At 66.1% G+C, this 15,800-nt stretch carries 13 protein-coding genes; 11 read left to right on the top strand and 2 right to left on the bottom strand.

Annotation, left to right across the window (positions count from 1 at the left end; all coding sequences use genetic code 11):
* Window positions 1-83: 83 nt before the first annotated feature.
* Together ugpA and ugpB are read right to left on the bottom strand one after the other, a co-directional pair.
* A complete protein-coding gene (gene ugpA, locus AC07PF_RS00695; RefSeq protein ID WP_007854594.1) occupies window positions 84-965 on the bottom strand; it encodes a sn-glycerol-3-phosphate ABC transporter permease UgpA in 882 nt (293 codons plus the stop codon).
* 123 nt (window positions 966-1,088) lie between these two features.
* The gene (ugpB, locus tag AC07PF_RS00690; protein ID WP_007854596.1) at window positions 1,089-2,399 is read right to left on the bottom strand and encodes a sn-glycerol-3-phosphate ABC transporter substrate-binding protein UgpB; all 1,311 of its coding nucleotides are present in this window, start codon (window positions 2,397-2,399) and stop codon (window positions 1,089-1,091) included.
* Window positions 2,400-2,693: 294 nt separating this feature from the next.
* Here ugpB and serA point away from each other — a divergent pair, with 294 nt between their 5' ends.
* The 11 genes from serA (at window position 2,694) to AC07PF_RS00635 (ending at window position 15,796) form a co-directional block, all read left to right on the top strand.
* Window positions 2,694-3,923 (top strand): phosphoglycerate dehydrogenase, encoded by a 1,230-nt coding sequence (serA, locus tag AC07PF_RS00685; RefSeq protein WP_007854597.1) that lies wholly within the window; start codon window positions 2,694-2,696, stop codon window positions 3,921-3,923.
* A gap of 121 nt (window positions 3,924-4,044) precedes the next feature.
* Window positions 4,045-7,959 (top strand): DUF3683 domain-containing protein, encoded by a 3,915-nt coding sequence (locus AC07PF_RS00680; RefSeq protein WP_007854598.1) that lies wholly within the window; start codon window positions 4,045-4,047, stop codon window positions 7,957-7,959.
* Complete coding sequence (locus AC07PF_RS00675; RefSeq protein WP_494610543.1) at window positions 7,956-8,396, top strand: HIT family protein; 441 nt, start codon at window positions 7,956-7,958, stop codon at window positions 8,394-8,396. The genes AC07PF_RS00680 and AC07PF_RS00675 overlap by 4 nt, the downstream gene beginning before the upstream one ends.
* Window positions 8,397-8,468: 72 nt before the next feature.
* Window positions 8,469-8,900: a gamma-butyrobetaine hydroxylase family protein gene (locus tag AC07PF_RS00670; RefSeq protein WP_494610542.1), complete on the top strand. Its 432-nt coding sequence runs from the start codon at window positions 8,469-8,471 to the stop codon at window positions 8,898-8,900.
* Between the two features lie 215 nt (window positions 8,901-9,115).
* On the top strand, window positions 9,116-9,847 hold the full coding sequence (gene ubiE / locus AC07PF_RS00665) for a bifunctional demethylmenaquinone methyltransferase/2-methoxy-6-polyprenyl-1,4-benzoquinol methylase UbiE (RefSeq protein ID WP_007854601.1): 732 nt from the start codon (window positions 9,116-9,118) through the stop codon (window positions 9,845-9,847).
* A gap of 36 nt (window positions 9,848-9,883) precedes the next feature.
* Entirely contained in the window at window positions 9,884-10,930 is a 1,047-nt protein-coding gene (locus AC07PF_RS00660) for a Tim44 domain-containing protein (RefSeq protein ID WP_145694490.1), read from the top strand.
* A 75-nt stretch (window positions 10,931-11,005) separates the two neighbouring features.
* A complete protein-coding gene (locus AC07PF_RS00655; RefSeq protein WP_494610541.1) occupies window positions 11,006-11,650 on the top strand; it encodes a ubiquinone biosynthesis accessory factor UbiJ in 645 nt (214 codons plus the stop codon).
* The gene (gene ubiB / locus AC07PF_RS00650; RefSeq protein WP_145694488.1) at window positions 11,647-13,230 is read left to right on the top strand and encodes a ubiquinone biosynthesis regulatory protein kinase UbiB; all 1,584 of its coding nucleotides are present in this window, start codon (window positions 11,647-11,649) and stop codon (window positions 13,228-13,230) included. Before AC07PF_RS00655 ends, ubiB begins: the two co-directional genes overlap by 4 nt.
* Window positions 13,231-13,272: 42 nt before the next feature.
* Window positions 13,273-14,721, top strand: a complete 1,449-nt coding sequence (locus tag AC07PF_RS00645) for a high affinity choline transporter 1 (protein WP_007857773.1) — start codon at window positions 13,273-13,275, stop codon at window positions 14,719-14,721.
* A 96-nt stretch (window positions 14,722-14,817) separates the two neighbouring features.
* Entirely contained in the window at window positions 14,818-15,165 is a 348-nt protein-coding gene (locus AC07PF_RS00640; protein WP_007857774.1) for an FmdB family zinc ribbon protein, read from the top strand.
* Window positions 15,166-15,175: 10 nt separating this feature from the next.
* A complete protein-coding gene (locus AC07PF_RS00635) occupies window positions 15,176-15,796 on the top strand; it encodes a DUF502 domain-containing protein (protein WP_007857775.1) in 621 nt (206 codons plus the stop codon).
* Window positions 15,797-15,800: the final 4 nt, after the last annotated feature.

Below are 15,800 nucleotides of genomic sequence, written 5' to 3'. Positions count from 1 at the left end.
CCACCGCGGAACCGGCTTTGCCGGTCCGCTGGAGGCGCCCCCTCGAGGGGGAGGCGCCGCAGGCGCTTCGGGGGGGAGTCATTTCAATACTGCACTTTCTTTTCCACGTAGCGGAACTGGATCACCGTCAGGGTCACCACGATGAACATCAGCACCACCGACTGCGCGGCCGAGCCACCCATGTCCATGGCCTTGAAGCCGTCGTAGTAGACCTTGTAGACCAGGATCGAGGTGTCGCGTCCCGGGCCGCCCTGCGTGGTCGAGTCCACGATGGCGAAGGTGTCGAAGAACGCATACACCACGTTGATCACCAGGAGGAAGAACGTGGTGGGCGAGAGCAGCGGGAACTGGATGCTCCAGAACCGGCGCCAGGGGCCGGCGCCGTCGATGGCGGCGGCTTCGATCAGCGACTTGGGGATGGACTGCAGGCCCGCCAGGAAGAACAGGAAGTTGTAGGAAATCTGCTTCCACACCGCCGCCACCACGATCAGCGCCATGGCGTGGTCGGAGTTGAGCATGTGGTTCCAGTTGAAGCCCGACTGGCGCAGCATGTACGTCACCACGCCGAGCGAGGGCGAGAACATGAACATCCACAGCACGCCGGCCACTGCCGGGGCCACGGCATAGGGCAGCAGCAACGCGGTCTTGTACGCCAGGGCGCCCTTGACGATGCGGTCCGCAAAGATGGCCAGGATCAGGGACAGGCTGATGCCGCTGACCGCCACCAGGATGGAGAAAAACGCCGTGGTCTTGAACGAGGCCAGGTAGCCGGCGTCCTGGAACAGGGCCTTGAAATTGTCGAAGCCCACCCACTCGTTGGAGAAGCCGAAGGTGTCCTGCACCTGGAACGACTGCACCAGGGCCTGGCCGGCCGGCCAGAAGAAGAAGACGCTGATGATGACCAATTGGGGTGCCAGAAGCACCCACGGCAGCCATGCTGAGCGGAAGAGAACGCGTTTTTCCATGTCCAGACTCTCAAAAAGACAACCCGCCACCCAGCAAACCGGGTCGGTTTGCGAGGGAGGCGGGCTTTCGGCAGCGCCCTGGCCGGTGTGCCGGGGCTGCTGCCATGAGCGCTCAGGGAGCGCTTACTTGTTGGCGCGGGCGAAGCGCACCAGTTGCTCGTTGCCGCGGGTCACGGCCGTGTCCAGGGCCTCCTTGGGGGACTTCTTGCCGGCCCAGATCTGTTCGGTTTCTTCGTCGATGATGGTGCGGATCTGCACGAAGTTGCCCAGGCGGATGCCGCGCGACTTGTCGGTGGCCTTGCGAATCATCTGCGTCACGGCCACGTCGGTGCCGGGGTTCTTCTCGTAGAAACCGGAGGCTTCGGTCAGCTTGTAGGCCGCCGTGGTCACCGGCAGGTAGCCGGTACGCTGGTGGCTTGCGGCCTGCACCTTGGTGTCGTTCAGGAAGTTCAGGAAGTCGGCCACGCCCTTGTATTCCTCGGCCTTCTTGCCGGACATCACCCACAGGCTGGCACCACCGATGGCGGTGTTCTGGGGCGCGCCCTTCACGTCGTCGTAGTAGGGCAGTGCCGAGATGCCGTAGGCAAACTTGGCTTCCTTGGCCACGCGGGCGTACAGGCCCGACGAGCCGGTGATCATGGCGCACTCGCCCGAGGGGAAGGAGGCGTCAGGCGCGTTGCCGCGGCCCTTGTAGACGAAGCTGCCGTCCTTGGAGGCCTTGGCCAGGTTCTCGAAGTGGCGCACGTGCAGCGGCGTGTTGATCTGCAGCTGGGCATCGTTGCCGTCGAAACCGTTGTTCTTGGACGCGAACAGCGTGTTGTGCCACAGCGAGAAGCTCTCCAGCTGCGTCCAGCTGATCCAGCTGGTGGTGAACGGGCAGCTGTGGCCGCTGGCCTTGAGCTTGGAAGCGGCTGCGAACACTTCGGGCCAGGTCTTGGGCGGCTTGTCGGCGTCCAGGCCGGCCTTCTTGAAGGCGTCCTTGTTGTAGTAGAAGATGGTGGTGGAGCTGTTGAGCGGGTAGCTCAGCATCTGGCCGTTGGGCGCCGTGTAGTAGCCGGCCACGGCCGATACGTACTGGGTGGGGTCGAACTTGAAGCCGCCGTCGTTCAGCACCTTGGCGGCGGGCACGATGGCGCCCTTGCTGGCCATCATGGTGGCAGTGCCCACTTCGAACACCTGGATGATGTGGGGGGCATTGCCCGCACGGAAAGCCGCGACCGCACCGGTCATCGACTCGTCGTAGGTCCCCTTGTAGGTTGGCACGACCTTGTACTTGGTCTGGCTGGCGTTGTACTGCTTGGCCAGATCGTTCACCCAGTCACCCAGGGCGGCGCTCATGGAGTGCCACCATTGGATTTCTACTTGTTGGGCCTGCGCGGGCGCGCAGACGGACAGGGCGACGGCAGCAGACAGTGCCAGGTGCTTGAGTTGCATGGATGGTTCCTTCCGGAGATGGCGAAATGCACAAAGGGCGGATGCTAGGCAGCCCTTGTGACAGTGATGTGTCGTTGTCGCACAGCACTGTAGTGGTCACAACTGGGGAAATCCCCTTGCACCAGGTGCAATGTGTCCAATTGTGACTCTTTTGTGACAGCATTTTGCCATTCACGGACCGCTGCAAGGTTTTGTGCGTTGCACCATCCTTGGTGCATAGTGGTGCTTGCGCTGCACACCTTCGGTGCGCTGCGCATGACCTGTTCCGTTTTTCATCCGCAACCACCAACTGCCATGGCCAACAACTCTCTGGACAAGAACAAGATCAAATTCCTGCTGCTCGAAGGCATCCACCCCTCTGCGGTGGACGTGCTGCGCTCCGCGGGATACACCCAGATCGAAACCGTCTCCGGCGCATTGCCCGACGAGGAGTTGAAGGCCAAGATCGCGGACGTGCACTTCCTGGGCATCCGCTCACGCACCCAGTTGACCGAGGAAGTCTTCGCCAAGGCCGGCAAGCTCGTGGCCGTGGGATGCTTTTGCATCGGTACCAACCAGGTGGACCTCGATGCCGCGCGCGAGCGTGGCATCGCCGTGTTCAACGCCCCGTATTCCAACACTCGCTCGGTCGCCGAGCTGGTGCTGGCCGAGGCCATCCTGCTCTTGCGCGGCGTGCCCGAGAAGAATGCCGTGGCGCACCGCGGCGGCTGGCTCAAGTCGGCCGACAATGCCTACGAGATCCGTGGCAAGACCCTGGGCATCATCGGCTACGGCTCCATCGGCACCCAGCTGTCGGTGCTGGCCGAGGCGCTGGGCATGCAGGTGGCGTTCTTCGACGTGGTCAACAAGCTGCCCCTGGGCAATGCGCGCCAGGTGCACAAGCTGCACGACCTGCTGGCGCAAAGCGACATCGTGACCCTGCACGTGCCCGAGCTGCCCTCCACGCAGTGGATGATCGGCGCCGCCGAGATCGCCGCCATGAAGCCCGGCGGCATCCTGATCAACGCCGCGCGCGGCACGGTGGTCGAGATCGAGCCCCTGGCCGAAGCGCTCAAGGCGCGCAAGCTGCTGGGTGCCGCCATCGACGTCTTCCCCGTCGAGCCACGCACCAACAAGGACGAGTTCCTGTCCCCCCTGCGCGGGCTGGACAACGTGATCCTGACCCCGCACGTGGGGGGCTCCACCATGGAGGCCCAGGCCAACATCGGCCTGGAAGTGGCCGAAAAGCTCGTGAAATACAGCGACAACGGCACCAGCACCTCGTCGGTCAACTTCCCCGAGGTGGCGCTGCCGGCCCACCCCGGCAAGCACCGCCTGCTGCACATCCACCGCAACGTACCGGGCGTGCTGTCCGAGATCAACCGCATCTTCTCGGACAACCAGATCAACATCTCGGCCCAGTACCTGCAGACCAACGAGAAGGTCGGCTACGTGGTGATCGACATCGACGCGGCCTCGTCCGACCTGGCGCTGGACAAGCTGGCTGGAGTCACCGGCACGCTGCGCAGCCGGGTGCTGTTCTGAGCCGCGCCTGAGTGGGTCCGCGGGGTGGGGCGAGGGCCCGCCCTGCGCCGGCCGGGCCTCTGGCGTAAAATCACGCCCCCGAGGCTCATGGGCGCGCAGCGCCCACCCCAGGTAGACCCCCATGAATGTTCCGATAGCGTTGGCTGCCTTGCAGACGCAGGCCGCCGAGCCTGTGCGTCTGCGCGAGATCCCCTATAACTACACCTCGTTCTCCGACCGGGAGATCGTGATCCGCCTGCTGGGGTCCCCGGCCTGGGAGGTTCTCGATCAGCTGCGCAAGGAACGGCGCACCGGGCGCTCCGCCCGCATGCTCTACGAGGTGCTGGGCGACATCTGGGTGGTGCAGCGCAACCCCTATCTGCAGGACGACCTGCTGGACAACCCCGGCCGGCGCAAGCAGCTGGTGGAGGCCCTGCAACACCGCCTGGCCGAGATCGACAAGCGCCGCACCCCGGGCGACGACGCCGGGCGCGACCGCCTGGTGGGCGAGCTGGTCGAGGCCGCCGGCAAGGCCGTGACCGCGTTCAACGCCACGTTCGTGCAGGCCACCGAGTTGCGCCGGCGCATCCAGCGCACGCTGGGGCGCCTGACGGCGAAGGACAACATCAAGTTCGACGGCCTGTCGCGCGTGAGCCACGTGACCGACGCCACCGACTGGCGCGTCGAGTACCCCTTCGTGGTGCTGGTGCCCGACACCGAGACCGAGATGGCCCTGCTGGTCAAGGGCTGCATCGAACTCGGGCTGACCATCATTCCGCGCGGGGGCGGCACCGGCTACACCGGCGGCGCCATCCCGCTGACCTGGAAGAGCGTGGTCATCAACACCGAGAAGCTCGAGGCCATGACCGAGGTGGAAATGCGCCGCCTGCCGGGCATGGACACCGAGGTGGGCACTGTCTGGACCGAGGCCGGCGTGGTCACGCAGCGCGTGGCCGATGCCGCCGAGCGCGCGGGCTTCGTCTTCGCCGTGGACCCGACCAGTGCCGAGGCCTCGTGCATCGGCGGCAACATCGCCATGAACGCCGGCGGCAAGAAGGCCGTGCTCTGGGGCACGGCGCTCGACAACCTGGCCAGCTGGCGCATGGTGACACCCGAGGCCCAGTGGCTCGAAGTCACGCGCCTGGACCACAACATGGGCAAGATCCATGACGTGGAGACCGCGACCTTCGAGCTGCAGTACTTCGAGGCCGACGGCAAGACGCCGGTGCGCACCGAGCGCCTGGCCATCCCGGGCCGCACCTTCCGCAAGGAAGGCCTGGGCAAGGACGTGACCGACAAGTTCCTCTCGGGCCTGCCCGGCATTCAGAAAGAAGGCTGCGATGGCCTGATCACCAGCGCGCGCTGGGTGGTGCACCGCATGCCCGAGCACACGCGCACCGTGTGCATGGAGTTCTTCGGCAACGCCAAGGACGCGGTGCCCAGCATCGTCGAGATCAAGGACTACATGTTCGCCGAGCAAAAGCGCTCGGGCGTGCTGCTGGCCGGCCTGGAACACCTGGACGACCGCTACCTCAAGGCCGTGGGCTACGCCACCAAGAGCAAGAAAGGCAACGGCGGTCTGCCCAAGATGGTGCTCATCGGCGACATCGCGGGCGACAACGCCGACGAGGTGGCGCGCGTGACCAGCGAGGTGGTGCGCATCGCCAACTCGCGCAACGGCGAGGGCTTCATCGCCATCAGCCCCGAGGCGCGCAAGAAATTCTGGCTCGACCGCAAGCGCACGGCCGCCATCAGCCGCCACACCAACGCCTTCAAGATCAACGAAGACGTGGTGATCCCGCTGCCGCGCATGGCCGAGTACACCGACGGCATCGAGCGCATCAACATCGAGCTGTCGCTGCGCAACAAGATCAAGCTGTGCGATGCGCTCACCGACTTCTTCGAGCGCGGCAACCTGCCCCTCGGAAAGCACGACGACGCCAATGAGATCCCTTCGGCCGAGCTGCTTGAGGACCGCGTGGCCCAGGCCATCGCCCTGGTGGCCGAAGTGCGCACGCTGTGGGCCACCTGGCTGCAAAACGTGGACAGCCTGTTTCCCCAGTTGCAGGACCACACCCTGCGGGCGAGCTGGAAGACCCAGTTGCGCGCACCCCTGCAAGGCATCTTCGCGGGCGCGGCCTTCAAGCCCATCCTCGACGAGGCCACCGCCATCCACAAGCGCGTGCTCAAGGGCCGCGTCTGGGTGGCCCTGCACATGCATGCCGGCGACGGCAACGTGCACACCAACCTGCCGGTCAACAGCGACGACTACGAGATGCTGCAGACCGCGCACGGCGCGGTGGAGCGCATCATGGTGCTGGCGCGCAGCCTCGATGGCGTGATCTCGGGCGAGCACGGCATCGGCATCACCAAGCTCGAATTCCTGACCGACGAGGAACTGCGCCCGTTCGCCGAGTACAAGCAGCGCGTCGACCCCGAGGGCCGCTTCAACAAGGGCAAGCTGCTGCGCGATGCCGCGCCGGTGCTGGCCATGGACGCCACCCCCGGCGGCCAGGCGCGCGACCCGGCCTTGCTGCACGCCGACCTGACCAACGCCTACACGCCGAGCTTCGGCCTCATGGGGCACGAGTCGCTGATCATGCAGCAGAGCGACATCGGTGCCATCGCCGATTCCGTCAAGGACTGCCTGCGCTGCGGCAAGTGCAAGCCGGTGTGTGCCACGCACGTGCCGCGTGCCAACCTGCTGTACAGCCCGCGCAACAAGATCCTGGCCACCTCGCTGCTGGTCGAAGCCTTCCTGTACGAGGAGCAGACCCGCCGCGGCGTGAGCATCAAGCACTGGCAGGAGTTCGAGGACGTGGCCGATCACTGCACGGTGTGCCACAAGTGCGCCAGCCCCTGCCCGGTGAAGATCGACTTCGGCGACGTCACCATGAACATGCGCAACCTGCTGCGCAAGATGGGCAAGAAGACCTTTCGCCCCGGCAATGCGCTGGCGATGACCATGCTCAACGCCACCAACCCCGAGACCATCAAGTTCATGCGCAGCGCCATGGTGGACGTGGGCTTCAAGGCCCAGCGCATGGCCGTGGACCTGCTGCGCAAGGTCGGCCGCAAGCAGACCGCCAAGCCGCCGGCCACCGTGGGCACCGCCCCGGTCAAGGAGCAGGTGATCCACTTCATCAACAAGAAGCTGCCCGGCGGCCTGCCCAAGCGCACCGCGCGCGCCCTTTTGGACATCGAGGACAAGGACTACGTCCCCATCATCCGCAACCCCAAGGCCACCACGGCCGAGGCCGAGGCGGTGTTCTACTTCCCCGGCTGTGGCTCGGAGCGCCTGTTCAGCCAGGTGGGCCTGGCCACGCAGGCCATGCTCTGGCACGCGGGCGTGCAGACCGTGCTGCCCCCGGGCTACCTGTGCTGCGGCTACCCGCAGCGCGGCAGCGGCCAGTTCGACAAGGCCGAGAAGATGATCACCGACAACCGGGTGCTCTTCCACCGCGTGGCCAATACGCTGAACTACCTCGACATCAAGACCGTGGTGGTCAGCTGCGGCACCTGCTACGACCAGCTGCAGGGCTACGAGTTCGACAAGATCTTCCCGGGCAGCCGCATCATCGACATCCACGAGTACCTGCTGGAAAAGGGCATCGCGCTGCAGGGCAAGGGCGCCTACCTGTACCACGAGCCCTGCCACAACCCCATGAAGCAGCAGGACGCCTTGAAGACCGTCAAGGCGCTGGTGGGCGAGCAGGTGCTCAAGAGCGAGCGCTGCTGCGGTGAATCGGGCACGCTGGGCGTGACGCGCCCCGACATCTCCACCCAGGTGCGCTTTCGCAAGGAGGAGGAGATCAAGAAGGGCGAAGCCGCCCTGCGTGCCAGCGGCGCCGTGGGTGCGCAGGACAACGTGAAGATCCTCACCAGCTGCCCGAGCTGCCTGCAGGGCCTGAACCGCTACCAGGACGACCTGAACAACGGCCTGCTCGAAGCCGACTACATCGTGGTTGAGATGGCGCGCGAGATCCTGGGTGAGAACTGGATGCCCGAGTACGTGGAGCGTGCCAATGCGGGCGGCATCGAGCGGGTGCTCGTATGAGTGAACGCATTGCCTGCCCCCTGTGTGCCGCCGATGGTGGCACGCTGGTCTGGCGGGGCGGTCGTCTGCGCCTGATCCGTGCGGATGAAGCCGGCTTTCCGGCCTTCTACCGCGTGGTGTGGAATGCCCACGCGGCCGAGTTTTCCGATCTGTCGGCCGCCGAGCGCGTGCACTGCATGGAGGCCGTCACGGCCGTGGAGCGGGCGCTGCGCGAGCACCTCGCGCCCACCAAGGTCAACCTGGCGGCGCTGGGCAACATGGTGTCGCACCTGCACTGGCACGTGATCGCGCGCTTCACCTGGGACAGCCATTTCCCTGCGCCCGTGTGGGCGGCGGCCCAGCGGCCCGGCCCGGCCGGCGAAGAAGATGCGCTGCGCGCGCGCCTGCCTGCGGCCGAGGCGGCCATGGTGGTCGCGTTGCAGGGGCTTGGGGGCTGAAAGCCCCCCGGGTGGGACAATGCGGGCCGGCCTGGCAGTCGTTGCCAGGGCGCTTTTCACAGGTGGATATCCATGGCAGGTTTGAAAGCGGGTTCGCCCACGCCCCAGGCGCTCACGGTGCATGGCAAGTCGCGGGTGCTCGAAGTGGTGTTCTCGGACGGTGCCGCGTTCCGCATCCCGTTTGAGCTGATGCGCGTGTACTCGCCCTCGGCCGAGGTGCAGGGCCACGGCCCGGGCCAGGAAGTGCTGCAGACCGGCAAGCGCGACGTGACCCTCGAAGGGCTGGAGCCCATCGGCAACTACGCCGTCAAGCCCACCTTCTCGGACGGGCATGACACGGGCATCTTCACCTGGGCCTACCTGTACGAACTGGGCCAGCAGGAGGCCGCGCTGTGGGCGCAGTACGAAGGCCGGCTGGCCGAGGCCGGGGTGGACCGCGATGCGCCCATGGCCCCCCAGGCCAAGGGCCACGACCACGGCGGCAGCGCCTGCGGCGGCCATTGAGCCGGTCCCACGCGACCACTGTGGCCCGCGCGCACCACTGTGGCGCCCGGTGCACTGGCCTTTGGTGCTCTTTTTACAATAGCGAACCCGGCATGCATGGACAGGCGTTGTCTGTCTTTTGATGCCCTGATGTTGATAACCCCTGCGGCAGATGCCCCGTTTCAGTGCGGGGTTGTCGCTGTACCTTGGGCGCGCACGCGCCTAGCATGAATCCCATGAGCAGCACCCACTTCGGTTTCCAGTCGGTCGACGAGCAGGACAAGGCGCGCCACGTGCGCGGCGTGTTCGATTCGGTGGCGTCCAGATACGACGTCATGAACGACCTCATGTCGGCCGGCCTGCACCGCGCCTGGAAGGCCTACACCGTGATGGTGGCCAACCTGCGCGAGGGCAGTCAGGTGCTGGACATCGCGGGCGGCACGGGCGACCTGGCGCTGGCCTTCTCCAAGAAGGTGGGCACCACCGGCCGCGTGGTGCACACCGACATCAACGAAGCCATGCTGCGCACCGGGCGCGACCGCCTGATCGACGCCGGCGTGGTGCTGCCCACTCTGGTCTGCGATGCGGAGAAGCTGCCTTTTCCCGACGCGCACTTCGATGTGGTGAGCGTGGCGTTTGGTTTGCGCAACATGACGCACAAGGATGTTGCGCTCAAGGAAATGTGCCGCGTGCTCAAACCCGGCGGCAAGCTGCTGGTGCTCGAATTCTCCAAGGTCGCCAAGCCGCTCACCAAAGTCTACGACTGGTATTCCTTCAAGGTGCTGCCGCAGCTGGGCAAGCTGGTGGCCGGCGATGACGCGAGCTACCGCTACCTGGCCGAGTCCATCCGCATGCACCCGGGCCAGGAAGAACTCAAAAGCCTCATGCAACAAAGTGGCTTTGGGCATGTGGACTATCACAACATGACTGGCGGCATAGTGGCCTTGCATGTTGGAATCAAGTGCTGACAGGGGCCGTTCTGCCCCATACAAGATGGAGATGACATGATGAAACTGTGGTCTGTGGTTCTGGTGGCAATGCTGGCATTCGCGCATGCGGATGCCGATGCCCGCCGCCTGGGTGGCGGCAACTCCGTGGGCAAGCAGTCCAGCAACGTGACGCAGCGCGAGTCCGCGGCGCCCGGCGGTCCTGCCCAGAATGCCAACAACGCGGCCAAGCCGGCCGCGCCGGCTGCGGCCCCTGCCGCTGCAGCCCCCAAGAAGCCCTGGGGCGCCATGCTCGGCGGTCTGGCCGCGGGCCTGGGCCTGGCCTGGTTGGCCAGCTCGCTGGGCCTGGGTGCAGGCTTCGGCAACATCCTGATGATCCTGCTGCTGGCCGTGGCCGCTTTCGCCATATTCAAGATGGTCATGCGCATGCGCAGCGGCGGCGGCAACAACCAGGGCGCTGCGGGTGGCTCGCCCTTCGCCTTCCAGGGCGCAGGTGCGGCCACGCCGGCCGCGGCCCAGGTACCCCCGCAGTACAGCCCGAACAACGTCGGCAACGATGCATCGGCCCGTCCCTGGGAGCGCAACAGCATGGCCTTCGATGCGGCGCGCGCACAGCAAACCGCTGCGGCTGGCGCTGCCGGCTCGGGCGTGGTGATCGGCTCCGGCCTGACCGGTGCTGCCGCCGGTGCGGCCCTGTCCGGGTCGCAGAACTGGGGCGTGCCCGAGGGCTTCGACACGCCCGGTTTCCTGGCCGCTGCCAAGCGCAACTTCGTGACCCTGCAGGCCGCGTGGGACCGCTCGGACATCAACACCCTGCGCTCCATGATGACCGACAGCATGCTCGAAGAGATCCGCTCGCAGCTGGCCGAGCGCGAGACGCACCGCGGCGCCGAACCCAACCACACCGACGTGGTGATGATCGACGCGCAGCTGCTCGGCATCGAGGAGCTGGACGATGGCTACATGGCCAGCGTGGAGTTCTCGGGCATGATCCGCGAAGAGCTCTCGGCAGGCCCGAGCCCCTTCCGCGAAGTGTGGAACATGACCAAGGCCAAGAGCGGTGCCAGCGGCTGGCTCGTGGCCGGCGTGCAGGCCCTGCAGTGAGCACGGCTTTGTAAATCACCTCGGATCGGTCCAAAACCCATGTTTTGGGCCGAGTTCAGGGAATAATCGGGGACTATGGCAACACAGTCCCCTTTTTCGTTCCTGGACGGCCTCTTCGAGCGCCTGGCCGCAGGCCCGCAGCCGCCGCAATGGCTGGTGCATGAGGTGCAGCAGCGGTTGGTGCTGTTCCTGAACCATGTGCTCATGCAGGAGCGCGAGGCCATGGACCGCCTGGTGCGCCAGTGCGGGCGCGTGGCGCGCGTGCAGTGGCGTGCGTTTTCCATGGCGCTGGTGATCACGCCGGCAGGTCTGCTGAACCTGGCCGCCGAAGGCGCCGTGCCCGACCTGCAGCTCGAAATCACCGAGACCTCGCCCCTGGCGCTGGCCCAGGTGGCGCTGCGCGGCGACAAGCCCGCGATCCGCATCGAAGGCGACGTGCAGCTGGCGGCCGAGATCAACTGGCTGGTGGACAACGTGCGCTGGGACCTGGAGGAAGACCTCTCCCGCGTGGTGGGTGACGCGCCCGCGCACACCATCAGCGAAGTGGCGCGCAAGGCCGCGCAGGCGCTGCGCCAGTTCGTCGGCTCGCGCGTGCCGCCGGCAGATGGCGGCAGCCCTGCGCCTGCTGCAGCTGCCGCGTACCCGCCTGCACCGGCCCCCGTGCCACCGGCGGGCAGCAGCACCAACAACAGCCCTGGCGCCGACCGGACCGGTCCATGAAGCGTTTTCTCCGGGGTGTGGCCATCCTCTGGGTGGTGTTCCGCTATGGGCTGGACGGGCTGGTGCTCGACAGCTTCCAGAAGCCGTGGCTGCGCCTGGTCTCGCGCATCGTTTCCATCGGGCGCAACCTGGACGCCCCGCGCGGCCAGCGCCTGCGCGAGGCGCTGGAGCGCCTGGGGCCCATCTTCGTCAAGTTCGGCCAAGTGCTCTCCACCCGGCGCGACCTGCTGCCGGCGGACATCGCCGACGAGCTGGCCCTGCTGCAGGACCGGGTGCCGCCGTTCCACCACGACATCGCCATCGCCACCATCGAGCGTGCCTTCCGCCGCCCGGTGGACGAGGTGTTCACGCATTTCGACCGCGTGCCGGTGGCCAGTGCCTCGATTGCCCAGGTGCACTTCGCCACCCTGCGTGACCGCCACGGCATCGCGCGCGAAGTGGCCGTGAAGGTGCTGCGCCCGGGCATGCTGCCGGTGATCGAGAAAGACCTGGCGCTGATGCGCATGATGGCCGGCTGGGTGGAAAGCCTGTCGGCCGACGGCAAGCGCCTCAAGCCCCGCGAGGTGGTCGCCGAGTTCGACAACTACCTGCACGACGAGCTGGACCTGGTGCGCGAGGCCGCCAATGCCGCGCAGTTGCGCCGCAACATGTCGGGCCTGGACCTGGTGCTGATCCCCGAGATCTTCTGGGACTTCTGCCATGCCGAGGTGATGGTGATGCAGCGCATGAACGGTGTGCCCATCAACCAGATCGAGCGGCTGCGCGACGCGGGGGTGGACATCCCCAAGCTGGCGCGCGACGGTGTCACCATCTTCTTCACCCAGGTGTTCCGCGACGGCTTCTTCCATGCCGACATGCACCCCGGCAATATCCAGGTGAGCCTGGACGCGGCGACCTTCGGGCGCTACATCTCGCTGGACTTCGGCATCGTCGGCACGCTCACCGAGTTCGACAAGGAGTACCTGGCGCAGAACTTCACGGCCTTCTTCCGGCGCGACTACAAGCGCGTGGCCGAACTGCACATCGAAAGCGGCTGGGTGCCGCCGGACACGCGGGTGAACGACCTCGAATCGGCGATCCGCACCGTCTGCGAGCCGTACTTCGACCGGCCGCTCAAGGAGATCTCGCTGGGCATGGTGCTGATGCGCCTGTTCCAGACCTCGCGCCGCTTCCACGTGGAGATCCAGCCGCAACTGGTGCTGCTGCAAAAGACGCTGCTCAACATCGAGGGCCTGGGCCGCCAGCTCGACCCCGAACTGGACCTGTGGAGCACTGCCAAGCCCTTTCTCGAAAAATGGATGCTCGAGCAGATGGGGCCGCAGCGCCTGTGGCGCGAAATCCAGGCCGAGGGCCCGCACTTCGCCAAGATGCTGCCCGAGCTGCCGCGCCTGCTGCACGACTACCTGCGCAACCGGCCCCAGGACCACCGGCGCGAGCTGCTGGAGCTGCTGGCCGAGCAAAAGCGCACCAACCGCCTGTTGAACGGCATCATCTATTCCGGGATCGGCTTCTTCCTGGGTTGGCTGTTCTTCATGCTGGTACAGCAGTTGCAAGTGCTGCACCGTTTCCGGATTTTCTAGCCGTTCCCTTTTCCACCCCTTCGCGACATCGAGGAGCATGCCGTGCTGTTGACCCTGGTCATTGTCTATCTGTTGATCACCATTGCCATCGGCCTCCTGGCGGCCCGGCGCGTGAAGAACGCGGCCGACTTCGCCATCGCCGGGCGGCACCTGCCGCTGTACATGATCATCACCACCACCTTCGCCACGTGGTTCGGCTCGGAGACGGTGCTGGGCATCCCGGCCAAGTTCATCGAGGGGGGGCTCGGCAACGTGGTCGAAGACCCGTTCGGCGCGGGTTTCTGCCTGATCCTGGTGGGCCTGTTCTTCGCGGGCAAGCTCTACCGCATGACACTGCTGACCATCAGCGACTACTACCGTGAGCGCTATGGCCGCACGGTCGAAGTCGTCTGCTCGCTGATCATCATGCTCAGCTACCTGGGCTGGGTCTCGGCGCAGGTCACGGCGCTGGGGCTGGTGTTCAACCTGCTGTCGGGCGATGCCATCAGCATCCCCATGGGCATGGCCATCGGCGTGGTGTCCATCCTGGCCTACACGCTGTTCGGCGGCATGTGGTCCGTGGCCGTCACCGACTTCATCCAGATGATCATCCTGGTGGTGGGCCTGGCCATCATCGCGGTGTTTGCGGGCAACATGGCCGGCGGGGCCGACAAGGTGATCGAGTTCGCGTCCAACCGCGAGCTGTTCCGCTTCCTGCCCGAGCCCAAGTTCCACGACGTGGTGTTCTTCATCGCCGCGGGCATCACCATGATGTTCGGCTCCATCCCGCAGCAGGACGTGTTCCAGCGCGTGATGTCGGCCAACAACATCAAGGCCGCCACGCGCGGCCCGATCATCGGCGGCATCTGCTACATCCTGTTCGCCTTCGTGCCCATGTTCCTCGTGGCCAGTGCGCTGATCATCATGCCCGGCGAGACCGCGGCACTGCTCAAGGAAGATCCGCAGAAGGTGCTGCCCACGCTGGTGATGGCCAAGATGCCCTTCATCATGCAGGTGCTGTTCTTCGGCGCGCTGCTCTCGGCCCTGAAATCCACGGCCTCGGCGACCCTGCTGGCGCCCAGCGTCACCTTCACCGAGAACATCTGGCGCCAGTTCCGGCCCACCATGACCGACAAGGAGCACCTGCGCACCATGCGCATCACCACCCTGGTGTTCAGTGGCTGCGTGCTGGCCTATGCGATCCGCATGCAGGGCACGTCCATCTACGAACTGGTCTCGGGCGCCTACCAGGTGCCGCTGGTGGGGGCCTTCGTGCCGCTGGTGGCGGGCCTGTACTGGAAGCGCGCCACCACGCAGGGCGCCATCCTGGCCATCGTGCTTGGCCTGGGCACCTGGCTGCTGCTGCTCAACATATCCTCCTGGGGGGCCGTGTTCCCGGCCCAGCTGGCAGGCCTGCTGGCCGCCGTGGTGGGCATGCTGCTGGGCTCGCTGCTGCCGCAACTGCTGGCCAACCGCCACGCCGGTCACCACCGCGTGGTGGGCGTGGAGTAGGCCGCGGGGCCCCTGTACCAGGGGTACCGTGGGGTTTGCCGGCCTGCGCGCCTATAATTGAAGGTTTTGCACTTTGCCTTCAACGACGCGCCCGACATGCCTATCTACGCCTACAAATGCAGTTCCTGCGGCCATGCCAAGGACGTGCTGCAAAAAATCTCCGACGCACCGCTCACAGTGTGCCCGGCGTGCGGCGCCGAGGCGTTCTCCAAGCAGGTCACGGCCGCGGGCTTCCAGCTCAAGGGTTCGGGCTGGTACGTGACGGATTTCCGGGGCGGCAACAGCGGTGCGGGCGGCACGTCTGCGCCCGCCGCCGATGCCAAGGGCGCAGATGCCCCTGCGGCAGCCCCGGCGCCCAGCACGGACGGCGGCGCCAAGAAAGAATCCCCAGCCCCTGCCGCCAGCGCCCCGAGCGTCGGCACGGGCTCCACTCCCAAAACCTGAGTATCTGCGGATGCCTTCCTTGCGCAAATGGTTGTTTACCGGTCTGCTGGTCATCGTGCCCGGTGTCATCACCGCCTGGGTGCTGCACTGGATCGTCAGCACGCTGGACCAGACCCTGCAGATCCTGCCGGAAGCCTGGCAGCCCGACCGGGTGCTGGGCGTGCACGTGCCCGGCTTCGGCGTGGTGCTCACGCTGGCGATCCTGCTCGTGGTGGGCGCCATTGCCAGCAATTTCGCCGGCCGCAAGCTGGTGCAATGGGGCGATGCCCTGGTGCACCGCATCCCGGTGGTGCGCTCGATCTACTCCAGCGTCAAGCAGGTCTCCGACACCCTGTTTTCCGAGAACGGCAATGCGTTTCGCAAGGCCGTGCTGGTGCAGTGGCCGCGCGAAGGCGTCTGGACAGTGGCCTTCGTCACCGGTGCGCCCAATGGCGAAGTGGCGGCCTACCTGCGCGATGAGTTCGTGAGCGTGTACGTGCCCACCACCCCCAACCCCACGGGCGGCTATTTCGTGATGCTGCGCAAGAGCGACTGCGTCGAGCTGGACATGAGCGTGGATTCCGCGCTCAAGTACATTGTTTCCATGGGCGTGGTCGCCCCGAACGACCCCACCCAGCTGCCTCCCAAGTAAGTAA

This window comes from Acidovorax sp. GW821-FHT10A04 (assembly GCF_059415825.1).
The sequence above is the reverse complement of the archived record's forward strand: the minus strand, read 5'-3'. Positions and strand labels throughout refer to the sequence as shown.